20 protein-coding genes are annotated in these 23026 nt (G+C 66.5%); 11 read left to right on the plus strand and 9 right to left on the minus strand.

What is annotated here, in order from left to right; translation table 11 throughout:
• Window positions 1-346 (minus strand): FHA domain-containing protein (locus E1263_RS29465; protein ID WP_132173233.1); only part of this gene is annotated, 346 nt, incomplete at its 3' end.
• Between the two features lie 197 nt (window positions 347-543).
• Entirely contained in the window at window positions 544-1746 is a 1203-nt protein-coding gene (locus E1263_RS29470) for an SGNH/GDSL hydrolase family protein (RefSeq protein WP_238161630.1), read from the minus strand.
• A 252-nt stretch (window positions 1747-1998) separates the two neighbouring features.
• Here E1263_RS29470 and E1263_RS29475 point away from each other — a divergent pair, with 252 nt between their 5' ends.
• From E1263_RS29475 to E1263_RS29515, 9 genes are all read left to right on the plus strand, one after another.
• On the plus strand, window positions 1999-2910 hold the full coding sequence (locus E1263_RS29475; RefSeq protein ID WP_132173235.1) for a nucleotidyltransferase domain-containing protein: 912 nt from the start codon (window positions 1999-2001) through the stop codon (window positions 2908-2910).
• A 192-nt stretch (window positions 2911-3102) separates the two neighbouring features.
• On the plus strand, window positions 3103-5220 hold the full coding sequence (locus tag E1263_RS29480; RefSeq protein WP_132173237.1) for an alpha-galactosidase: 2118 nt from the start codon (window positions 3103-3105) through the stop codon (window positions 5218-5220).
• Between the two features lie 33 nt (window positions 5221-5253).
• On the plus strand, window positions 5254-6192 hold the full coding sequence (locus tag E1263_RS29485) for a carbohydrate ABC transporter permease (protein WP_238161632.1): 939 nt from the start codon (window positions 5254-5256) through the stop codon (window positions 6190-6192).
• A complete protein-coding gene (locus E1263_RS29490; protein ID WP_132173239.1) occupies window positions 6189-7070 on the plus strand; it encodes a carbohydrate ABC transporter permease in 882 nt (293 codons plus the stop codon). The genes E1263_RS29485 and E1263_RS29490 overlap by 4 nt, the downstream gene beginning before the upstream one ends.
• Entirely contained in the window at window positions 7070-8425 is a 1356-nt protein-coding gene (locus E1263_RS29495) for an ABC transporter substrate-binding protein (protein WP_132173241.1), read from the plus strand. The genes E1263_RS29490 and E1263_RS29495 overlap by 1 nt, the downstream gene beginning before the upstream one ends.
• 170 nt (window positions 8426-8595) lie before the next feature.
• Window positions 8596-9039, plus strand: a complete 444-nt coding sequence (locus E1263_RS29500; protein WP_132173243.1) for a DUF1707 SHOCT-like domain-containing protein — start codon at window positions 8596-8598, stop codon at window positions 9037-9039.
• Window positions 9036-9449: a DUF6220 domain-containing protein gene (locus E1263_RS29505; RefSeq protein WP_132173245.1), complete on the plus strand. Its 414-nt coding sequence runs from the start codon at window positions 9036-9038 to the stop codon at window positions 9447-9449. Before E1263_RS29500 ends, E1263_RS29505 begins: the two co-directional genes overlap by 4 nt.
• Before the next feature lie 34 nt (window positions 9450-9483).
• On the plus strand, window positions 9484-10869 hold the full coding sequence (locus tag E1263_RS29510) for a multicopper oxidase family protein (protein WP_132173247.1): 1386 nt from the start codon (window positions 9484-9486) through the stop codon (window positions 10867-10869).
• A 611-nt stretch (window positions 10870-11480) separates the two neighbouring features.
• Window positions 11481-12158 carry a hypothetical protein gene (locus tag E1263_RS29515; protein ID WP_132173249.1) on the plus strand — a complete coding sequence of 226 codons (678 nt, stop codon included), beginning with the start codon at window positions 11481-11483 and terminating at the stop codon, window positions 12156-12158.
• Between the two features lie 256 nt (window positions 12159-12414).
• Here E1263_RS29515 and E1263_RS29525 read toward each other — a convergent pair whose 3' ends face one another.
• The 5 genes from E1263_RS29525 to E1263_RS29545 all read right to left on the minus strand — a co-directional run bounded on the left by E1263_RS29525 (window position 12415) and on the right by E1263_RS29545 (window position 17022).
• Window positions 12415-13512 (minus strand): sulfite oxidase, encoded by a 1098-nt coding sequence (locus E1263_RS29525; protein ID WP_132173253.1) that lies wholly within the window; start codon window positions 13510-13512, stop codon window positions 12415-12417.
• A 39-nt stretch (window positions 13513-13551) separates the two neighbouring features.
• Window positions 13552-14160 carry a response regulator transcription factor gene (locus E1263_RS29530; protein WP_132173255.1) on the minus strand — a complete coding sequence of 203 codons (609 nt, stop codon included), beginning with the start codon at window positions 14158-14160 and terminating at the stop codon, window positions 13552-13554.
• A 73-nt stretch (window positions 14161-14233) separates the two neighbouring features.
• Window positions 14234-15358, minus strand: a complete 1125-nt coding sequence (locus E1263_RS29535; protein WP_132173257.1) for a sensor histidine kinase — start codon at window positions 15356-15358, stop codon at window positions 14234-14236.
• An 18-nt stretch (window positions 15359-15376) separates the two neighbouring features.
• On the minus strand, window positions 15377-16111 hold the full coding sequence (locus tag E1263_RS29540; RefSeq protein ID WP_132173259.1) for an ABC transporter permease: 735 nt from the start codon (window positions 16109-16111) through the stop codon (window positions 15377-15379).
• Window positions 16108-17022 carry an ABC transporter ATP-binding protein gene (locus E1263_RS29545; protein ID WP_132173261.1) on the minus strand — a complete coding sequence of 305 codons (915 nt, stop codon included), beginning with the start codon at window positions 17020-17022 and terminating at the stop codon, window positions 16108-16110. The genes E1263_RS29540 and E1263_RS29545 overlap by 4 nt, the downstream gene beginning before the upstream one ends.
• Before the next feature lie 368 nt (window positions 17023-17390).
• On the opposite strand from E1263_RS29545, the gene E1263_RS29550 reads away from it, so the two are divergent.
• On the plus strand, window positions 17391-19190 hold the full coding sequence (locus E1263_RS29550) for a heparinase II/III domain-containing protein (protein ID WP_165956787.1): 1800 nt from the start codon (window positions 17391-17393) through the stop codon (window positions 19188-19190).
• 6 nt (window positions 19191-19196) lie between these two features.
• Here the strand turns inward: E1263_RS29550 and E1263_RS29555 are convergent, their stop codons facing one another.
• Entirely contained in the window at window positions 19197-20600 is a 1404-nt protein-coding gene (locus tag E1263_RS29555) for a glycosyl hydrolase family 18 protein (RefSeq protein ID WP_132173265.1), read from the minus strand.
• Between the two features lie 239 nt (window positions 20601-20839).
• Window positions 20840-21469 carry a TetR/AcrR family transcriptional regulator gene (locus E1263_RS29560; RefSeq protein WP_238161633.1) on the minus strand — a complete coding sequence of 210 codons (630 nt, stop codon included), beginning with the start codon at window positions 21467-21469 and terminating at the stop codon, window positions 20840-20842.
• Window positions 21470-21533: 64 nt separating this feature from the next.
• Here E1263_RS29560 and E1263_RS29565 point away from each other — a divergent pair, with 64 nt between their 5' ends.
• Window positions 21534-22988 (plus strand): flavin-containing monooxygenase, encoded by a 1455-nt coding sequence (locus E1263_RS29565; RefSeq protein ID WP_202869110.1) that lies wholly within the window; start codon window positions 21534-21536, stop codon window positions 22986-22988.
• Window positions 22989-23026 lie beyond the last annotated feature (38 nt).

Genomic DNA, 23026 nt, shown 5'->3' on the forward strand with positions numbered 1-23026 from the left:
GGGATGCGGCGGGGGCAGGGTGCGCTTCCACAGGTTCAGGCGCCGGGGTGGCAGGGGCGCTGGCGTGGAAGGTGAGGACTGCGCGACCGATGTGGATCTGGTCGTTGGGGGTTAGCGCTGTGGGCCCGGTCAGGCGACGGCCGTTGAGGCCGGTGCCGTTGCGGGAGGCATCGTGGAGGGTCCAGACACCGTCGGTGCGGACCAGGCGCGCGTGGATGCGGGAGATGCCGTCGTCGGCGGGGAGGCGGACGTCGGCGTTCGCGGCGCGGCCGAGGGTGATTTCCTCAGCGGCGGCGGGCAGGGGCCAGCGCTGCGTGCCCATCGACAGCGCGAATTCCGTTTCCACCAACACCCCACCCGGCAGCCGACCCTGTCGGCGCGATTCTGCCTGTCCGACCCACGCTCGGTCCAGGGCCCCCACCCTGATGAGACTCGCAACACTAGCGCACGAACGGGGCCGCTCGCCTTGCTGGGTTCGGATCTGAGCACAACGGAAGGCCCGGTACGACGCAGGTCGCCGTACCGAGACGCTTCAGTCCGAAACTAACCAAGTGTCATGCGGGGTTCGCCGTTGGCGAGGCCGGTGCCGGCGATGGTGCAGGTGCCGCCGCGGTTGGCGGTGTAGGTCTGGCGCAGGCAGGAGCGGAGCGCGAGTTGGGCCCAGTAGTTCGGGTGCAGAGATTCCTGAATGAAGTAATTCGAGCCGACCGTGGTGACCGTGCGGATCTGGTTGACCCACTCGGTTTTGTCGACGGCCGTGGGCTGGGTCCACGACGTGAGCCCGACCTCTTCGTACATGCCGACGGTCTTCTCGCACAGGCGGCGGCCGTTGAAGGCGGACTGGAGTTCGAGCAGGCGGATGTTCGCGAGGCCGGACTCGGTGATGGCAGCGCGGACCGTGTTGTTGATGGTGGGCAAGGCGGTGGCGTTGGCCCAGTCGGCGTCGGCGTTCCAGAAACCGCAGCCGCCGACGCTCTGCCGGGTGAAGCCGGTCTGGCCGTAGCGGAAGCCGCTGCCGTTCGGGATCGGCGACGGATAAGTCTGTACGACGAGAGTCCAGGCGGCGTCGCCGTATCCAGCGTTGCGCATCGCCGTCCGAACGTTCTGCAGCGCGGTCGCGATCTTGCCGCGGACGGTGGTGACGTTCGCGGTGGTGAAGTTGGCGACCACCGACGAATCGTCGCGGCAGTAGTCGGGCGACCACGATGGCGACAGCAGGAAGTTCTGCACGCACTGCGTGACGATCCCAGCGAAGTTGAAGTCGTTGCCGCCGATCGAGACGGCGACCTGACGCACGTTGTGGGTGGTGGCGAACTGCTGCAGTGCTTTCGCTTGGCCGACCTTGCCGGCGCCGTTGTCGTAGAAGTCGAGGCCGGGCTTGAAATCGTCGCCGGCGCTCGTCGTGGTGCGCGAGCCGGAACACGCGAGGTTGAGGCCGCCGACGCCGCCGCCGATGAACGCTTCGGCCGAGCTGCTGCGGTGGCACTTGGGAATCGCTTCCGCCGTGCCGCTCGCGTTGTCGTGGTAGGCGTGCGCGCCGAGCGCGTCGGCGGGGGTCTCGGACTCGTTCGAGCTGCCGGCCCAACGACCGGCCTCGCCGGAGATGTAGGAGTCGCCGAGCGTGACGACGTACGGGGTGCCGGTTCCGGGGCCGTCGGCCTGGGCGGGGGCGGCGGCCAGGCAGAGCCCGGTCATGGAGAGCGCAAGGATCAGGGCGAGCCGGAGCGAACTGGGCGGAGTGTTCACCGGTGGTCCTCTCGTGCCGGAGGGACCCCTATGTACTCACAGGTAACCGATGAAGAATAGACCGAGAGTGCTGGCACGTTTGCGTACTGTCACTGCTGGGTCAGTCGAACATCTCCACCCGCCGAAGTGTGCAGAAGAACTGTTAAAGGTGCGTTCCCTGGGCCCCGAGCGGTGGTTGCCACGCCTGGATGCGGCGTGCGGTGCCGACTATTAACAGTTCTTCTGTACGCCGTGTGCGGGAGGATGGGCGGCATGTCGGTTCAGGGGCCGCAGTTGCCGGTGGGGACGCAGGTGGTGCTGCGCGTTGCTGCGCCCGATGACCAGGGCGGTACGGCGCAGCGCGGGGCGACGGGGCGGGTTGCGGGGATCGTGCCGGATGGGCGGTATCTCGTGAAGTTGGTCGATGGGCGGGAGACGGTTGCCCGGCGGGACCAGTTGAGCCTGCGGACGGCGTACCAGGATGAGGCGCTTGAGCTGACGCAGCCGGATGGTGATCGGCTGGTGCGGGAGCACACGATCTTTGCTGTTGTGGTGGGGTCGCGGGCGTTCGGGCTCGACACTGATGCGTCGGATACCGATACGCGCGGGGTGTATGTCGCGCCGACCGAGTCCTTCTGGTCGCTCGCGAAACCGCCGATGCATGTGGATGGGCCGGAGCCGGAGTGGTTCTCGTGGGAGGTCGAGCGGTTCTGTGAGCTCGCACTGAAGGCGAACCCGAATCTGCTCGAGGTGCTGCACTCGCCGCTCGTGGTCCAGCAGACGGCACTCGGTGCTGAGTTGGTCGAGATGCGGCGGGCCTTCCTGTCACAGCTCGCGTATCAGACCTACTCCGGGTATGTGCTGAGCCAGTTCAAGAAACTGGAGGCGGACTTCCGGCGCGACGGTGCGCCGAAGTGGAAGCATGTAATGCACCTGATCCGGTTGTTGCTCTCGGCCCGTTCTCTGTTGCTTGAGGCTGAGCTGGTGGTTGACGTCGGCCCCTATCGTGAGCGCCTGCTCGCGGTGAAGCGTGGCGAACTCCCGTGGGACGAGGTCGAGAAGTGGCGCCTCACCCTGCACGCCGAGCTGGACGATGCACTGGCCCGGACTGTGTTGCCCGCGACACCGGATGTCGCAAGAGTGGACGACTGGCTCCATTCGGTCCGGAGGAGAAGCCTCGGCTGACGGCGGTCAGCTTGGGTCCGGCGGTCACCAACGACCTCGGCCACTCTCGCCGGCCCTCGCGCTGATTGCAGCGTTGTACTCGGGCGGGCGACGCCGTACGTTACTTACTTTACCTCGTGAAGCATTGACAACAGGGCTGACGGGGTAAATAGTTTTGTCCTGAAATCAATCAGAAAACAGAGAGAATCAACAGTGTCGAACATTGAGGTGCTGCAGCTGCGGGCTGCTGGGGTCAGTTTGGTGCTGGACTGCTCGGGGCCGGCGTTGCCTTCGGTGCTGCACTGGGGCGCAGATCTGGGCGAGCTGAGCGAGCGGGCTCTGCTGGAGCTGCGACGCGGGGCCGGGGCGGCTCAGGACGGGAATGGCCTGGACGAGAACCGGCCGATCGCGATCGTGCCGGAGTACTCGGCCGGCTGGTTCGGGCTGCCGGGGCTCAACGGGCACCGCGACGGGCAGGACTTCTCGGCGAGCTTCCGGCTGGTTGATGTCGCGCAGGCTGACAACACCGTCGTGGTCGACGCCGCCGACACCGAGGCTGGGCTGACGATTCGCCTGACCGTCGAGCTGACCGACTCCGGGCTGGTTCGGGCCAAGGCGGACCTCACGAATACGGGCGAGACGCCGTACACGGTTGATGGTCTGACGCTCGCGCTGCCGGTGCCGACCGAGGCGACTGAGCTGCTCGATCTGACTGGCCGGCACATCGGTGAGCGGCACCCGCAGCGGCACGCGTTCACGCAGGGTGCGCATATCCGCGACAACCGCCGTGGTCGCACCGGCGCCGACGCGACGCTCCTCCTGGTCGCGGGCACGCAGGGCTTCGGGTTTCAGGACGGCGAGATCTGGGCCGTGCATACCGCGTGGAGCGGCAACCACCGCTCGTACGCCGAGCGCGGCATGAGCGGGTACGCCGTGATTGGCGGCGGCGAGCTGCTGCTGCCAGGCGAAGGCCGGCTGCAGCCGCAGGGCACCTACAGCACTCCGTGGCTTTACGGCACATACGGCGTCGGCCTCGACCAGACGTCGACGCGCTTCCACGAGTACCTGCGGTCGCGCGAGAACCACCCGAAGACCGACCGGCCCGTCGTACTGAACACCTGGGAAGCGGTCTATTTCGACCTCGACCTGGACAAGCTGAAGGCGCTCGCGGACGCGGCCGCCGAGGTTGGTGCCGAGCGGTTCGTGCTGGACGACGGCTGGTTCCGCGGCCGTCGCGACGACCACGCCGGCCTTGGTGACTGGTACGTCGACGAAGGCATCTGGCCGAAGGGTTTGCACCCGTTGGTCGACCACGTGCGCGGTCTCGGGCTGCAGTTCGGTCTGTGGGTCGAGCCGGAGATGGTCAACCCGGACTCGGATCTGGCCCGCGAGCACCCGGACTGGATCCTTGCTACTGGCAACCGTCTCCCGCCGACCGCTCGACACCAGCAGGGGCTGAACCTCGGCGTACCGGCTGCTTACGACTACATCCTCGAGCGGCTCGACAGCATCCTCAACGAGTACGACATCGCTTACCTCAAGTGGGACCACAACCGCGACTTCGTTGATGGCGGCAACCAGCTCACCGGTACGGCGGGCATTCACGCGCAGACGGTGGCCGTCTATCGCCTGATCGACGAGCTCAAGCGTCGCCACCCAGGCCTGGAGATCGAGTCCTGCTCGTCCGGTGGCGCCCGGGTTGACCTCGCGATCCTGGAGCGCACCGACCGCGTCTGGGGTAGCGACAGCAACGACGCGCTCGAGCGCCAGACCATTCAGCGCTACACACAACTGCTGCTGCCGCCGGAGCTGATCGGTTCGCACGTCGGCCCGCCGAAGGCGCACACCACCGGTCGCACCCAGGCGCTGTCTTTCCGTGCGATCACCGCGCTGTTCGGTCACTTCGGCATCGAGTGGGACATTGCGTCCGCCTCGCAGGAGGAGCGGACCGAACTCGCCGGTTGGGTTGCTCTGCACAAAGAACTGCGACCGCTGCTGCACACTGGCCGGGTGGTTCGCGCCGACCGTGGTCCGAGCGACTTCCTGCTGCACGGAGTGGTTGCCCAAGACAACTCCCGCGCCGTGTACGCCGCTGTCCAGCTGGCGCAATCCGTCACCTCGGCCGTCGGCCGGGTCCGGCTGCCCGGCCTCGACCCGCAGCGCACCTACCGCGTGAGCCGGATCGCCACCCCTGGCCCCGCATCACGCTGGCAACTTGCCTGGACCGAGCCCGTCGAGCTGAACGGCGCCGCACTCGCCGCGGCCGGCGTCCTGCTCCCGGCGCAGTGGCCCGAGAACGCGCTCTTACTGGACGTGACCGCGATCGACTGACCCGCCGGTCGATCAACCAAGAGGAGGTCCCCTGTGACTGCCGTAACGAATGCACCACCGGAGAAACGAAGTCACGGGGACCAAGCGCCGCCCAAGCCGCGGCGGCGCCTGGGCGACCTGAAAGTCGCCATGGTCTTCCTCATCCCGGCGACGATCGGGTTCGTGGTGTTCTACATCTGGCCCACGCTGCGCGGCGCCTACCTGAGCTTCACCGAGTACAGCTTGCTCGAGGCACCGAAGTTCAACGGTCTCGACAACTACGAGCGGATGATCCACGACAGCTTCTTCTGGAACGCGCTCGGCGTCACCCTCGAGTACGTCGCGATCAACATCGGCGTCCAGACCGTCCTGGCGGTCGCGATCGCGATGCTGATGTACCGGCTGACCAAGTCGATCACCTTCCGGGCCGCGATCCTGCTGCCCTACCTGGTGGCGAACGTCGTGGTCGCGCTGGTCTGGTACTGGATGCTCGACTTCCAGGTCGGCATCGTGAACCAGGGCCTGACCTGGATCGGCGTCGACCCGGTCGCGTTCTTCGGTGACTCGCATTGGGCGATCCCGACGGTTGCCGGGATCAACGTCTGGCGGCACATGGGGTACACCGCGCTCCTGGTGTTCGCGGGCCTGCAGACGATCCCGACGTACGTCTACGAAGCCGCCGAGGTCGACGGTGCCAGTGAGCTGAAGACGTTCTGGCGGATCACGCTGCCGCTGCTGCGTCCCGTTCTGGTGATGGTCCTGGTGGTCACCATGATCGGCTCGTTCCAGATCTTCGACACGATCGCGGTCACCACCCAAGGTGGCCCGATCAACTCGACCCGCGTCATCTACTACTACATCTTCGAGCGAGCGTTCACCCGCTTCGACTTCGGCTACGCGTCCGCGATGGCGATGGTCCTGTTCGCGATCCTGGCGATCGTCTCGCTGCTGCAGCTGCGGTTGCTGCGCGCCAAGGAGAGTGACCTCGCATGAGAAGGCCTGTAAGCGTCGGCAGAATTCTCGCCTGGATCCTCCTGATCGTTCTGCTGATCCTGACCCTGTTCCCCTTCTACTGGATGCTCCGTACGGCGCTCTCGAACAACACCGCGCTGGCCGGGAACCCGGGTTCGTTGCTCCCGGTCGAGACCACCCTCGGTGCTTTCAAGCGAGTCCTCGGGCTGTCCACGATCGAGGAAGCGCAGGCCCAAGGCGGGTCCGGTGCCTCGGTCAACTTCTGGCTCTACCTGCGTAACTCGTTGGTCGTGGCAACAATCACCACGGTCTGCCAGGTCTTCTTCAGCGCGATGGCGGCGTACGCGTTCGCCCGGCTGCGCTGGCCCGGCCGGGACAAGGTCTTCGCGCTCTTCCTTGCTGCGTTGATGGTCCCGCCGATCTTCACCACGCTGCCGAACTTCGTGCTGATCAAGAACCTCGGCCTGCTGAACAGCTTCGCCGGCATCATCCTGCCGGGCGCGTTCATGACGCCGTTCGCGATCTTCTTCCTGCGCCAGTTCTTCCTCGGCATCAGCCGGGAGCTGGAGGAAGCCGCGATGATCGACGGCGCCGGGCACCGGCGGATCTTCTTCGGGATGATCATCCCGATGAGTGCCGCCCCGATCGCCACGCTGGCGATCCTGACCTACATCAACTCCTGGAACGACTACTTCTGGCCGCTGCTTGTCGGCCAGCAGGAGAACGTCCGCGTGCTCACGGTCGCCCTGGGCGTCTTCCGCTCGCAGACACCCCAAGGCGGACCCGACTGGGCCGGTCTGATGGCAGCCACGCTGATCGCGGCGCTGCCGATGATCATCCTGTTCCTGGCCTTCGCCAAGCGGATCACCAACTCCATCGGCTTCTCGGGGATCAAATGATGAACGTATCCCGCCGGACCTTGCTCAAGGCCGGGCTCGCTGCACTCGCCGTACCGTCGCTGGCCGCGTGTAACAACGGCGCCGCAGCCCGCGGGGAAGGTGAAGTCATCTACTGGCTCTGGGACTCGGCCCAGCTGCCGATGTACACCGAGGCCGCGAAGGTCTTCCACGAGCAGAACCCGCAGTACAGCGTGAAGATCGAGCAGTACGGCTGGGGTGATTACTGGTCGAAGCTGGTCACCGGATTCATCTCCGAGACGGCTCCGGACGTGTTCACCTCACACTCCGCGAAGTACCCGTTGTTCGCGGACAAGGGCCAGGTGCTCGCGATCGACGACTTCGTGGCCAAGGACAACGTTGATCTCGGCATCTACCAGAAGGGCCTGGCTGACCGCTGGGTCGGTGCCGACGGCAAGCGTTATGGCCTGCCGAAGGACTTCGACTCCGAGGTCTACTTCTACAACAGCGCGTTCACCGAGGCGGCCGGGATCAGCCCCGAGCAACTCAACGCGATGACGTGGAACCCCCAGGACGGCGGCACCTTCGAGGAGGTCGTCCGGCGACTCACCGTCGACGCCAAGGGCCGGCGCGGCGACCAGCCCGGGTTCGACAAGAACAACATCAAGGTCTACGGACTCGGGTACGGCGATGCCGGCGGCGCCGACGGTCAAACCAGCTGGAGCTGGTACGCCGCCTCCAACGGCTGGAAGTATTCCGAGGGCGAGCCGTGGGGGACGAAGTTCTTCTACGGCGACCCGAAGTTCACCGACACGATCGGGTGGTGGCGGGGGCTCATCACCAAGGGCTACATGCCGACGTACGCGCAGGCCAAGTCCGGGGTCGACATCACCACCTCGTTCGGCGCGGGCAAGTATGCGATCACGCCGAACGGATCGTGGATGCTCGGCACCTATCAGACGCTGAAGGGTGTGCAGACCAAGCTGGCGCGGTTGCCGATCGGCCCGATCGGTAAGCGGATGTCGATGATGAACGGTCTCGCGGACACGATCTGGGCCGGTACGACGCGTCGTGAGGCGTCGTGGGCGTGGGTGAAGTTCCTGGGGTCGCAGACCGCGCAGGACATCGTCGCCAAGGCCGGCGTCGTGTTCCCGGCGGTGTCGGCGAGCCTGCCAGCGGCCAAGGCGAAGTTCGCGGCCAACGGCTGGGACGTGACGCCGTTCCTGGAGACGGTCGAGGCGGGTGACGTCTTCCCATACCCGGCGAATCCGAACGCGGCCGACGTCAGCGCTGTCATGACCCCGGCCATGGATGCGGTGCTGTCGTTCGACTCGCCACTGTCGTCGCTGGCCAAGGCGAATGACGACGTGAACAAGATCCTCGCGGCCAACGCCTAGGGGTTCGCTCGGGGACGCCGTACTCCACGGGGAGTACGGCGTCCTGCGTCGTACGGCGGTTGTGCGCCTGCGGGGGTAGTTGAGGTGCCGCCGCTGAGGCGACGCGGTGCGGGGGGCTCTCGCGACACGATCGGTGCAGTTGGGAAACCTACGAGCATCGAGGGAGCGTCATGAGTGACGAAGGATCGATCCGGATCGGCGATACGGAACGGGAAGAGGCCGTACGGCGGCTGGGGGAGCACTACGAGTCCGGCCGGCTGAGTGCGGAGGAGCACGGGGAGCGGGTCGAGGCTGCGCTGCGGGCGCGGACGAGTGATGAGCTGGGCGCCATCTTCGCCGATCTGCCGGGGGAGAAAGCTCAGCCGACGCCGCAGGCTGGACCGACGCGTCGCGGGCGGCCGGATTGGGCTGCTCGGGGGCCGTTCGGGAAGGTGCCGCTGCCGTTGCTGGTGGCGCTCGGCGTGATTGCCGTGCTGGCGTCTGTCGGGTGTGCGGTGGGCGGCGGGCATCCGCATGCGCAGTCGTGGGGTGGCGGGCATCCGCACCCGCCGGTGTTGCTGATCGCGGCGGTCGTGGCCGGGGTTGTCTTCTACCGGAAGCGGCGGCAGGCATGAGGAACGTCTATCGGGTCACCGCGATCCTGATCGCGATCGGGGTCGGCCTGCAGGTGGCGTCGATCGCACTGGCAGGGTTCACCGTTGCCAAGGATGCGAACGACGGTACGGCGATCGGGGCCGACTACGGCAACTTCGGGCAGAGCTATCACGCCATGGCAGGGATGGTGATCGGGCTGCTGGCGCTGGTACTGCTGGTGGTTTCGTTCCTCACCGATGTGCCGCGCGGGCGTGTGCTGGCCGGAGCGATCGTTGGGCTGGTGGCAGTGCAGTTCGTACTGGCGACGGTGTCGTTCGGGTTGCCGGCGCTGGGAGTGCTGCACGGTCTCAACGGGCTGGCCATTGGTGCGATGGCGGGGACTGCGATTGAGCGCGCCTCTGCATCGCGGCAGCTCGCGGCCAGTGTCTAAGCGGCGTGCCCGACTGGTCGCTCTGGGGATAGTCATGGCGGTGCTGGTGCCGCTCGGCTATCTCTGGGCGACCAGTCTGGTCCCGGGCACCTACAACGCGGCCGACATGGGGTACGCCGACTATGGCGGCGGACCGGCCGGTGGGCATGAGCACGAGCACCACCAGCTGAGCGTCACTGATCTGACTGGACCAAAGACCGGTACGCCGGATGTCGCGGTCACGCTCGTTGCCCGCAAGGAGAAGAAGGGGCTGGCCGGGTACACGCTCAACGGCACGTCGCCGGGACCACTGATCCGAGCCGAGAGCGGTGATCTCGTCCAGGTGACGCTGGTCAACGAATCGGTCCCGGACGGGGCGACTCTGCATTGGCACGGCATCGACGTACCGAATGCTGAGGACGGTGTCGCGGGGGTCACGCAGGACGCGGTGCCGATCGGGGGCAAGCACGTCTATCGGTTCCGGGCGGAGGATGCGGGGACGTATTGGTATCACTCGCACCAGGTATCGAGTGACCAGGTCAAGGGCGGTCTGTTCGGCCCGATCGTGATCGCGCCGAAGACGCCTGGTGAGGTGCTGGCCACGATCCACACGTACGACGGGAAGCGCACGATCAATGGTGAAACGGGTAGTCAGCACGTTGAGCTGAAGGCCGGTACGACGGCGCGGGTGCGGGTGCGGGTGATCAACACCGACGACGCAATCCTCCGGGTTGGGCTCACAGGCACGCCGTACAAGGTGGTTGCGGTTGATGGGCGCGAGGTGAATGGGCCGACGCCGATCACGAAGGCTTATGCGTTGGCCGCGGGTGGACGAGTCGACCTGGAGGCGGTGGTGCCGGCCGCAGGGATGCGGTTCGTCGCCGGTACGGCGGCGCTGTCGCTCGCAATCGGACCGCATGATCCGCCAGCCGTGGAGCTGCCGGGGGAGACCGTCGACCTGCTGAGTTACGGGACCACGAAACCGCTCGGGTTCGACCCAGCCAAGGCGAATCGGCGGTTCGAGTATCGGATCGGGCGGCAGATCGGCTTCCTGGACGGCGTACCGGGGTTGTGGTGGACGATCAACGGGCACAAGTTTCCCGACGTACCGATGTTCATGGTGGCCGCGGGTGACGTTGTCCGGATGACGATCAGCAACACCAGCGGTCAGGCGCATCCGATGCACCTGCACGGTCATCATGCCGTTGTCCTGAGCCGGAACGGTACGGCGTCGACGGGATCACCGTGGTGGACCGACACCGTTGAGGTCGGCAACAACGAGACGTACGAGATCGCGTTCGTCGCCGACAACCCCGGTGTCTGGATGGATCACTGTCACAACCTGCCGCATGCGTCCGAGGGGTTGATGACCCATCTCATGTACGCGGGCTACGTCACGCCGTACCGGATCGGCGGCACAGCTCACAACACACCCGAGTAGGCAGGGACCGGGCGGAGGAGCTGGCCGCGAGCGCCGCGGCGCCGACGGCGAACGCCCCGACCTCGCCGATCCGGCGGATTGCCTCGTGTCCGGGGTGGTTCGCGGTTGGTCGCTGGTTCTGGGGTTAACGACGGCAGGTCAGGTGGTTCCGAGAAGCTGCGCGCGGGGTGTTCGGCGGGCTGGGGAGCGTTACGCACCGGAATCGGCAGGCAGTGCTCCCCAGCCTCCGGCGAACGGGTACTGATCCGACGACGGCACCCCTCCACTGACCTCAGCCGAAGCCCAGCACCTCAAGCAACGAGTCATGCGGTCGCCGTCCTCGCCATCCAGCTCAGCCGTAGTCCTGCTCAGCGGAGCGTTTTCAGTAAATCGGCCGCAGCGGCGACCAGCCATCCGCCGGCCGCGCGGGGAGGGAGCGCTGGTGGGGCGGACCGCCGGCACTCAGTAAGTTGCTCGGGTTGGGCGGCTTCACGCTCAGGGCGGCGCCTTCTGGAGCCGGTTTCGGCGGTTGATGAGTGGCGGCGGTCCGCGTTCGGGTGCCCTCGGGCGCGCGTCCGAGGGCAGGCGGAACCAAGGCGTCGCCGGCGGCGTCCATCCCGCATGATGTGGCGATGAGTGATCCCGACGACACCGATCTGCACGGATGGCAGCTCGCCTTCCTGCTGCTGTTCTTCGTCGGAGTCGGCGGCGGCCTGTATCTGATTGGCTGGCTCGCCCGCCCCAGCTTCCTCTACGACCACCCTTTTGCCTGCCCAGCGATCGCCGGCTTCCTCTGCTACCCGGCCCGCTTCCTCGCCGAGCGCTTCGGCTGGTGGAACCGACTAGAGGTACGACGCCAGGCGCGTCGACAACGGCCGGTACGCCGCGGTCGCGAAATCGCGGTTCGGGTCGTGCGGGTGGTGGTCGGTCTACCGATCGCGGTGGGCTCGCTGGCGATCCTGCCGCTGGGGATCCTGGACAGCCGGCGCGACGTGCAATTGGTGGCGGCCGGGCCGGTGCAGACCGTGAAGGTGGTCGAGGTCGAGCGCGACCGTTGGTCCAAGGGTGCGGAGATCGTCGTCAAGGTCGCGCGTCCCGGGGACGGAGTGGCGGTCGAGTTGGGTGGTGGCGATGAGCTCGACCCACTGCCCGCGGTGGGTGACGAGGTCGACGTGGTGATCGACCCCAGCGACCCGTCGTACGTGCTGGCCGCGGCCGTCGACTGGGCGATGCCTTGGTGGGCTTATCTGATCGGCGCCGTGATCACGCTCGCGTGCCTCGCGATGGGGTGGTGGATCGCGTTTTTCTGATCGGCGAGTTCGGCGATCAGAGTGCAGACGGCGGCGAGCGCCGACGACTGTGATGGGTAGGAACCGCACCACAGCGGGTTGTCGGGCTGCGGAAACAGTCCGTCGTCAAGGTCGGCATACCAATGGTCAGCCGTTCTGAAAACTCTGGCGTGCAAGTTCACCGCGCATCACTCCTACTGAGTCACTTCTGCAGGGAGAACCGTGTACCCATCCAGGATGTGACGCCGGTACGGCGGATTGGCCCAGCGACACGCGGTCAGGTGACGAGGACGGTGATTCGCTGCGCGCTGTTGTTCGCGAATCCGCCGCGGTTCCAAGGGGCCTCGACTGGTTGCTCGCGGCCACTGGCATCGATCGCGCGGACGGTGAGCACGTGCTCGCCTGGTGCCGCATCCCAGTCGTGACTGAAAGAACGCCAGGCCAGTTCATCGTTGCCAGCAGCATCTAGTTTCGCGGGGCTCCAGGTGACGCCGGCGTCTGTGCTGACCTCGACGCGGTCGATCGGCGCCCAGCCGGACCATGCCTTGCCCTCCAGCGGGACGATGCCGGCGGCAACGAAGCGGTGGCGGCTCATGAAGTCGGGGAAGCCGGGCGGGATCAGCAATGCCCGCGGCTCGATCCGGGTGATCGCCGTACCGAGCTCGTCGGCCTCCTGCCGGATCCGGTACGCGACCGCGTTCTGGAAGCCGTCGAACTCGTGGTCGATCAGCTCGATCGACCGCAACCACTTCACGCTGGCCATCCCGTACCAACCCGGTACGACGAGACGCAGCGGATACCCGTGTTGCGGCGGCAGCGGATCGCCGTTCATCTCCCAGGCGACGATCGCACCGGAACCGATCGCCTCGCCCAGCGACAACCCACGCTGGTAGTCCTGCTCGACACCACGCTCGATCCCGTGGTCCGCGCCGGTGAAAACCACGTCCACGGCGTCCGACCGGATCCCCGCATTCTCCAGCAGGTCGGCTAGCAGCACGCCGGTCCACTCCGCCGTACCGACTGCTTCGTTCAGCCAGGGCTGGCTGATCGGGCGCGGTTGCAACGACGCGCGACCGTTGCCTGCGCACTCCAATGTCACCCGCACCGTACGGCGGGTCATCGCGCGCAGCTCGGTCAGTCCGAACGACATCGGTTGCTCGACGCACCCATCGACGGCCAGTCGCCAGGTCGCGGCGCTCCCCGCCGGGATGTCGTAGTGCACCAGCACGTAATGCAGTCCGGCCGGCGTCACGTCGTACCGCAGGGCCTCCAGCGGGATCCCATGATTGCGGGCCGCGAGCTGCAGTTCGTCACCGGTAATCCCCTCACCGGTGTCCGCCAGTCGCCCCCGCACACTGAACTGTTCGATCGACATCGTGCCTCCCCGACCCCCGAGAATAGTGCGTCGAGAGCATCAGAGCCAGCCGTTGTCGAGGGCGATGCGGGCGGCCTCGGCGCGGGTGCGGGCACCGGTCTTGCCGATCGCGGCAGAGAGGTGGTTGCGGACGGTGCCTTCGGAGAGGTGGAGCTCCTTGGCGATGTCGGCGACCGTGCCACCCTCGCGGGCTGCACGCAGTACGTCGGACTCGCGGCCGGTCAACGGGCTCGTGCCGGCCACCAGCGTCTCGGCGGCGAGCGAGGGGTCGACCACGCGCAGTCCCTGGTGCACTCGCCGTACGGCGTCTGCCAGCTGAGCGGCAGGGGTGTCCTTCACGACGAAACCGGCCGCGCCGGCCTCCATCGCGCGACGCAGATACCCGGGCCGGCCGAACGTGGTCACCATCAGAATCCGAACACCCGGTACGGCGGTGCGCAACGCGGCCGCGGCCTCGATGCCGTCGAGCCCTGGCATCTCGACGTCCAGCAGCGCGACATCCGGCGTACTGGCTTTGGCCGCGGCAACCACCTCGTCGCCGCGCCCGACCTCGGACACGACCTCGAGGTCCGGCTCAAGATCCAGCAGAGCAGCCAGCGCTCCACGGACCAGAGCCTGATCATCAGCGATCAACAGTCGAATCGTCACGCCTCCACCTCGCTTCGCTCGGCTCCGTCGTGACCAGAGGTCGCTGTGTCATTGGTTCTCTCGCTGCGCTCGCTCACGGGCCAACCTTTACAGCTAGGCGGAAGCCGCCGCCGGGCGCCTGGCCGACCTGGAGGCCGGCGCCGGTTTGGTGGGCTCGTTCGCGGAGGCCGATGAGACCGTGGCCGTCGGCGCTGGTCTCGGCGGTCGGGCCCTTGCCGTCGTCGAGGACCTCGATCTGGCGGCCGGAGAGTTTGATCGTGCAGCGCTTGGCGCCGGAGTGCCGGATGACGTTGGTGACGCCCTCGCGGATCACCCAGGCGAAGAGTTCGCGGTTCTCCTCGGGGACCTCGTCGAGCGTGGTCGGGAGATCGGGCTTGATCTCGGCGGCCTGGAGTGCGGTGCGGGCCGAGACGAGTTCGCCGGCCAGGCTGATCTCGCGGTATCCGGCGACCGCGGCCCGGACGTCACCGAGGGCGGCGCGGGCCAGGCTCTCCACGTCGGCGACCTCGGCCGCCGCCCGCTCGGGGTTGGCCTGGATCAGGCGGCCGGCCAGCTCGGCCTTCACGGTGATGACGGTCAGCGAGTGGCCGAGGATGTCGTGCAGGTCGCGGGCGAAGCGGTTGCGCTCCTCCTGGACGGCCAGCTCAGCCATGTCCTGGCGGGCGCGGGACAGCTCGGAACTGCGCTGCATCGAGACGCGCATCGCGAAAACCGCCAGGCCGCCGAGGAAGATCGCGAATCCGTAGCTGCCGTCGTCCGACCAACCCGGTACGACGCGCATCGCCAGCTCGACGCCACCGAGCAGCAGCAGGACGATCGCCACCCCGAGCGGCAGCCGGAGCGAGAGCACGGCGGTCGCGGCGATGTAGACCATGCAGGTGAGTGCGGTCTGACCGGCGGTCATGGTGAGGAGCAGGGCCAGCCCCAGCATGAAGAGCAGATACCCCAGCCGTTGCCACAGCGGTGACGCGTCCGGCCGGAACTCCTGCCAGCGCAAGACGGCGAAGAAGCCGAGGTACGCCACCGCGAACGCGAGCAAGTTCAGTAGGCCCAGGATGCGGGTGACGCCGTGCTGGGTCTGCCAGATCTCGGTCAGCGGCTGGACCAGGTAAAACAGCCAGATTCCGACCGCGAGAAAGCCCCACCGGCCGGGTGGCCGACCGTTGTCAGCCAACTCAGCCGGCAGGGTTCGCTTCATGAAGCTCACGGTAGGCGATCAGGCTCGTGCAGTGTCGGCGCGGTACCGGCGCAGGGCGATGAAGCCGAGGACGACAGTCCAACCGAGCACCACCAGGAGGGCCTGGGTGTCCACCCCGCCCGCGGTCAGCGCGCTGCGGGAGGTCAGCCCGGTCCAGTACGCCGGAGTCAGCTGGGCGATGTGCTTCATGACCGAGGGCATCTGGTCGACCGGCAGCCACAGTCCGCCGAACGCGGCGATCAGCATGGTCGCCAGTCCGGTGATCGGCTGCATGCTGTCCGGTTTGGCGACGTACCCGATGACCAGGCCGATCGCGGCGAACGGCAGAGCGCCGAGCCAGGAGACCAGCGCGACCGTGATCCACTGCGATGCGCTGAGGTGGACGTGGCCGACCGTCATCCCGAAGAGGAAGACGACGATGAGCGGCGGAACCGCCACGAGCAGCGACAGGATCACCTTGTTGATCACATAGGCCTGTGGCTTCAGCGGAGTCAGCCGAAGCGTCCGGTTCCAGCCGCCGTCGCGTTCGGCCGCGATCACGCCACCGCTGCTCATGGCGGCCGACATCGAGCCGAACATCGCCATACTGACCATCACGTAGGCGATCGCGGAGATCCCGCCTGCGGCCGCGTCCTTGGGGATCGTCAGACCGAAGATCGCGAACAGGACCAACGGCATCAGGATCGCGAAGATCATCACGCGCCGGTTGCGGAGCGTCCGGCGGATGTCGAACATCAGGTAGTTGCGGTTCATGCGACGCTCTCTTTCCCTTGATATGCAGAGCCGTCACTAATTGCCAGTACGGCGTCCTCAAGGTCGGCCGAGGTCACTTCGATGTCGTGAGCGGTCGTGTTGCCGAGCAGGTAGCGCAGGGTGTCGTCGGAGTCCGCACACTGCAGCAGTACGACGTCGCCGCGCGTCTCGACATTGCGCACACCCGGCAACGCGGCGAGCGCGGTCAGGTCTGCACCGGGGATGGTGGCCCGGATCGTGCGGCCGGAGACACTGGCCTTGATCTGCGCGGCGGTCCCGTCGGCAACGATCTTCCCGTTCCGCATCAGCACGACGCGGTCGGCGTACGCGTCGGCCTCTTCGAGGTAGTGAGTCGCGAACAGCACCGTGCGGCCGCGGGCGGTCTCGGCGTGCATCGACGCCCAGAAGTCGCGGCGGGACTCGACATCCATCCCGGTCGTCGGCTCGTCCAGCACGATCAGCTCGGGCTGCGGGATGATCGCCATCGCGAACCGCACCCGCTGCTTCTGGCCGCCGGACAGCCCTTTCATCTTGCGGTCGTACAGGTCGGCGATCCCGGCCCGGTCGAGCGCCTCCTGCACCGGCATCGGCTTGGTGTGCAGCCCGGCCACGAGGTTCAGCAGTTCGCCGACCTTGGCGTCCTCGATGATCCCGCCGCTCTGCAGCATCACCCCGATCTGCCCGTTGGCGATGGCTTCCGACGGCGTACCGCCGTACACCTGCACGCTGCCCTGATCCGGCCGCACCAGCCCGAGCAGCATCTCGATCGTGGTCGACTTGCCGGCCCCGTTCGGCCCCAGCAGTGCAACGACCTCGCCGACCCGGATACTCAGATCCACCCCGGCGACAGCCTGCACCGCCCCGTACTTCTTGGTCACGCCCACCAGGCTGACCGCAGTCGTTGTCGTCATACCAAGAAGCCTGCGGCCTCAGCCATCACCAGGCATCGACCACTCGTCACCACCCCGCCATGACATCCGTCAGCCACATCTCAGGGTCACTCCTCAGGGTCGCGCTCAGGGACGCCTTCCGAACGGGCTACTGCGCCGGCGGGCAAAAGGTTGCATGCGTTGACGAGTTCGGTCGGCTTGAGCGGTGCTTCCGGATCACGAGCTCCACCTCGGGCAGTGGTGCAACTGTTGGGTTCTGCTGGTCCGTTTTGCCTTGCACAGCGGCGAATGCGGAGGCGGCACCAATGGGCGTGCGAACGAAGAGCATTGGGTTGGGCGTTGCAGGTGTGCTTGTTTGTGGGGTTGCGGTGGCGGGCGGGGCAGCGGTGATGTTGCCAAGGTCGGCATCGAAAGCCGTTCCTGGTAAGGCGGTTGGCTCGACAACACTGCCCGGTACGCCGATGTCGGCGCCGGCGTTGGGTGGTCCGTCGTATCCGTGTCAGGGGTTCAGCGGGATCGAGAAGAAGGTTCCTCTGCCCGCGTTGCTGAAGGACACCTTTGCCTGGGGCAACACTGCGCCGTACAAGGTGGGTAACGGATCGGGTGACATCAAGTGGGACTCCGATCCTTACCAGAACCTGAGCTGGCACTTGTGGCTGCATTCCCTGCGGTGGTTGGGGAATGGGGTCTATGCGATGCGGGCCGGGGACGCGAAGGCGAGCAAGCATGTGCTGGCGATCGTGAAGGACTGGGTGCAGGACAATCCGTTCTCGTGGAAGAGCAACACGAGTGCGTCCGAGGCGACGATGCATCGGACGAATGTGCTGATCTGTGTGCGGCAGGCGTTGCTGACTCAGTTGAAGGTCAAGGTGTTGCCGGCTGAATACCAATGGCTCGACGAAGCGTTGCTGACGCACGCGCGCTACCTGACGGACAACTGGAGCGGTGCGCACAACCACGGGACCGATCAGAGCATCGCGTTGCTCGGCATCGGGTGCACCTTGGGGCGGAAAGAGCTGATGGGCTTGGCGGCAAGCCGACTGAACAAAGCGGTCACCCAGGCGATCGACGAGGACGGATCGACCAACGAGCAAGCAGTTGGGTACGCCGACTTCAACTACCGGTTGTGGGGGCGGGCTGTGGATCGGATGAAGGACTGCGGCGTCGCTCCCAGTCCGGCGATCGAAGCACGCCGTACGGCGTTGGGTGAGTGGTTGGCCACGGCAACGACCTCGACCGGGTACATGCATCAGATCGGCAACACCAATCAGCAGAAGCTCCCCAACGTGCCCGGGACACCGATGGAGTTCGTCGCGACGCAGGGCAAGAGCGGTAAGAAACCACGACTCCGGACGGCGATCTACAAGGCGGGCTACGTCTTCGGGCGCACCGGCTGGGGCGAGGAACGCCCGTACGCCGAAGAGTCGACGTACTCGATCCGTTTCGGTGTCGCGCGCCGTTGGCACGGGCACCAGGACCACACGGCGGTCACCTACAATTGGAAGGGGCACGACATCCTCGTCGACCCCGGGTACGGCGGTCACCAGGCGGACGCTCGCCAGGAGTGGGCCAAGGGGCCGGCCGCGCACAACCAGTTGACGATCCCGACCGCGACGGCGCTGGCGAAGGGCCCGGTCACCCGGCTCACCGGATCAGTCAGTACGGCGAACTCCGACTACTTCGCGTTGGCCGATCAGCCCGCGGAGGGCGTCGACCGGACCCGGGATGTGCTGGTTCTCAAGGACCCTGACCTGATGATCACGCTGGACCGCGCGCAGTCGGGGAGTAACCAGAGCTACGAAACGTTGTGGCACTTGGCTCCGGGACAGAAGGTCACTGTGGAGTCCGGCAAGGCCGTGGCGACCGGTGGCGGCGTCCGGACCCACCTGTTGCACATTCCGCTCGGCGGCGAATCCGGCACGACCACGGTCGAGGAGGGGACGCCGAATCCGCCGCAGGGCTGGTTCTTCAAGGACATCTTCACGGTGTCACCGGCACCGGTCGTCAAGTTCAAGCATGTGGGGCAGAATGCGCGCATCCTGTCCGCGATCGTCCCTGCGGCCAAGGCTGACAAGGTCAGTTACACAACTCGGGAGGCGGGCGCCAACGTCGTGCTGGATCTCGTCGTTGGCGCCCACCGGGTCAGCGTCAAGATCACCCCGGAGGGGCGACTGACCCGCCTACCTTGAGGTCGATCAGGCCGGGAGCGTCCAGAGCTGGTTGGCGCTTCCGGCGCAGCTCCAGATCTGCAGCCGGGTGCCGTCGGCCGAGGCTTGGCCGGTGGCGTCCAGGCACTTTCCAGAGGCGGGGTTGAGCAGGTTGCCGTTGGACTGGGCCTGCCAGGACTGGGCTCCGGTGCCGTTGCAGTCGTAGAGCTGGGTGACCGTTCCGTTCGCGGTACCGGCCGCAGCCACGTCCAAGCACTTGCCGAGGGCGCGGATCGTGCCGTCGGTGCTGACCGTCCAGGTCTGGCCGGTGCCACTGCCACAAGTCCACAGCTGTACGGCGGTTCCGTTGGCACTGTTGTTGCCGGCAACGTCAACGCACTTGCCGGCGATGCCCTTGATCTGACCGGTCTTACCGGTCGGCGGGGTGGTGGTGCCACCGGCTGCGTCGAAGATTGCGCTCAGCAACGACAGGCTGCCGGTCGCGTCCTGGGAGAGCTCCCAGTTCATGATGCCACCGGCGTTCGCGACCGCCCACTGCGTCTTGCGCTTGATGGTCGGAATGCCGTTGTAGCACTGCTGACCGCCGTTGTTGTAGCAGTCCACGTTCGCGTTGTTGGGGTTCGCCGCGACGATGTCCTTGTAGGCCACGTAGGTCGGCCGGCTGTAGAACGGGACGCCGAGCACGGTCTTGGCCTTCGGCAGGCCACGGTTCTTCCAGAAGTTCGCCGAGGCGATCGACCAGTCGTAGTTGGCGTGTGGGCTGCCGCCGTCGTAGGCCATGATGTTCAGCCAGTCGACGTAGCCGAAGACGGCGGGCTGGACGCCGTTCGCCGTACCACCCTCGGAGACAACAGCGGCGGTGAGAAGCTTGCCGTTGGCATGCAAGGTGTTGCTCAGCTGCTGCATCAGGGCGGTGTAGTTGTTGCCCGACGTGCCCGGGTCCGGGTACTCCCAGTCGATGTCGACGCCGTCCAGGTTGTACTGGTTGATGGCGCCCATGACCGCGTTGACGAAGGTGGTGCGGGCACCTGAGTTGCCCGCCAGCGCCTCGAAGTTGGAGTCGTTGCCGTCGTTCCAGCCACCGATGGCCAGCGACACCTTGACGCCGCTCTGGTGCGCGAGGCTGACCAGCTGGTTCAGCTTCCCGGGGTCGGGGATGCCTTGCAGTGAGCCGTTGGAGTTCGGCAGCGCGAACGAGTAGTTGATGTGGGTGAGCTTGCTGTACTGGATCGCCGTCACGCTGCCCGACCAGGAGGGCATGTAGCCGACGCTCTTGAATCCGGCCGGCAGCGCCTGGGCCGCGGTGACCCCAGTGGCGGCGGCCGGGGCGGCCTCGGCTTTCGGTGTGGACGCATTGGTCCCGATCAATCCGGCCGTACCGGTGACGAGGGCCAACGCCGCAATCGCAATGCGGCTTCGGGAAAACTTCATGGGGGCGGTGTCCTTTCGGAGGGGACCCCCAGGCAGCACGCAGCGCACGGTCGACATGCGCATCCTGGGCACCTTCTGGGGGCGGTTGGTGCAAAGGCGATTATCGAAAAGATCTGACCGAAGTGCCGTTAGTTTGCTTGCCGATCACAGCCCCGTCAAGACGTCGTGACAAACGAGAATGCGCATTCTCACGGGGTCCGGAAAAGACCGCTGGGAAAGCGGTACCGGTATCGCCGGAGTTACGTGGCGCTGAGGGTTTTGAGGCCTTGCCAGAGCAGATCGCGCAGTGTTTGGGCGACCTTTTCCCGTGCTGGCGGATTCGGGGTTCGGCTGCGCCAGATGGCCAGGCGTTCGGTGGCTCCGGAGATCGAGTGGGCGAGGATTTCGACCTCGTCGGCGTCGACCGGGCGGGTCGGCGGAAGATTCAGCCGGACCATGGCCGAGATGAGCTCGACGAACGAGTTGCGGACCTCGTCGGTGGCATCGGCCATCGGGCCGGCCGCGAGCATGCCTTCGTCGATCAGCACCGACCAGGCTTGCGGGTGGTCGTCGAGGAACTGGAACCACGCGACGAAACCGGCGTACAGGGAGTCCTCGATGTCGGTCGCGGCCATCACGGCCTCCGCGACGGTCTCCAGGAGTTGGGCGCGCAGGCGGGCCAGGCAGGCGAGGAAGAGGCCGTCCTTGGAGCCGTAGTACTGGTAGATCAGCGGTTTCGAGACGCCGACGGCGGCGGCGATGTCGTCCATCGAGGTGCCCTGGTAGCCGCGTTCGCCGAAGATTCGCTCGGCCGCGGCGAGGATCTCCCGCTCCCGCGCGGCGCGGTCCCGACGGCGCTTCGGGGCCTGCTGTTGCGTGGTCGACGTCACTTGCACATCGTAACTGACTCCGAGTAACTTACTTTGAGTAAGTTCGCCAGCGAGGAGGTTTGCTGTGGAGCAGAAGCATCGGATTGTGGTGATCGGCACCGGGTTCGCCGGGATCGGGATGGCGGTCCGCCTCAAGCAGGCCGGGTACGACGACTTCGTCGTACTGGAGCGGGCGAACGACGTCGGCGGCACCTGGCGCGACAACACCTACCCGGGCTGCCGGTGCGACGTACCGTCTCATCTGTACTCGTTCTCCTTCGCGCCGAATCCGGAGTGGTCGTCGACCTTCTCCCCGCAGCCCGAGATCGAGCAGTACCTCCGCGACGTCACCGACCGGTACGACGTCCGTCGCCACATCCGCTTCGGCCACACGGTCGAATCCGCGGACTGGGTGGACGGTGAATGGCGGATTCGCACCGACCAGGGTGATTTCGTCGCCCAGTTCATGCTCTCCGGGATGGGCCCGCTGGCCGAGCCTGCCGACCCGAAACTCCCCGGGATCGAGAATTTCGAGGGCGACGTCTTCCACTCCGCCCGCTGGAACCACGACCTCGATCTGGCCGGCCGCAAGGTCGCCGTCATCGGCACCGGTGCCTCGTCGATCCAATTCGTCCCGGCGATCCAGCCCGAGGTCGAGGAGCTCCACCTCTTCCAGCGGACACCCCCGTGGGTGATGCCGCGGCCGGACCGCAAGATCACCGCCGGCGAGAAGGCCGTCTACCGTCGTTTTCCCCTTGCGCAGAAGGCTGTTCGGGCCGGGATCTACTGGGCACGCGAGTCGTTCGTCCTCGGGTTCACGAAGCTGCCCGCGATCATGAAGCAGGCGCAGAAGGTCGCTGAGAAGCACCTGCAGCATCAGATCCGCGATCCGAAGCTGCGCGCCAAACTGACTCCTGACTTCACTCTCGGGTGTAAGCGCATCCTGCTCTCCGATGAGTACTACCCGGCCCTCGCCCAGCCGAACGTCGACGTCGTCACCGATGGGATCGCCGAGGTCACTCCGACCGGCGTGGTCACCGAGGATGGCGTGAAGCATGAGGTCGACACGATCATCTACGGCACGGGTTTCCGCGTCACCAACCTCCCGGTGATGGACATGGTGCACGGCCGCGACGGCCTGTCCCTACGCGAAGCCTGGTCCGACGGCATGGAAGCCCACCTCGGTACGGCGGTCTCCGGCTTCCCGAACTTCTTCCTGCTGATCGGCCCGAACACCGGTCTTGGCCACAGCTCGATGGTCTTCATGATCGAGTCCCAGATCGCCTACATCGTGGATGCGCTCCGGGAGATCGACGCGAAGGGCCTGCGTGAGGTCGAGGTGCGGCCGGAGGTGCAGCGCGCCTTCGTCGATGGCGTCCGCTCCTCGATGAAGAACACCATCTGGACCCGCGGCGGCTGCACGAGCTGGTATCTCGACGCTCAGGGCCGCAACACCACGCTCTGGCCGACCTTCACCTTCCGGTTCCGGCAGCTCACCCGGCGCTTCGATGCGGCGGATTACCGAACTCTCGCTATGTGACATCGTGCGTGTTACATTCGATCAGTCAGATAGCTGAT

The sequence above is a fragment of the Kribbella antibiotica genome, from assembly GCF_004349055.1.
Lineage (GTDB): Bacteria > Actinomycetota > Actinomycetes > Propionibacteriales > Kribbellaceae > Kribbella > Kribbella antibiotica.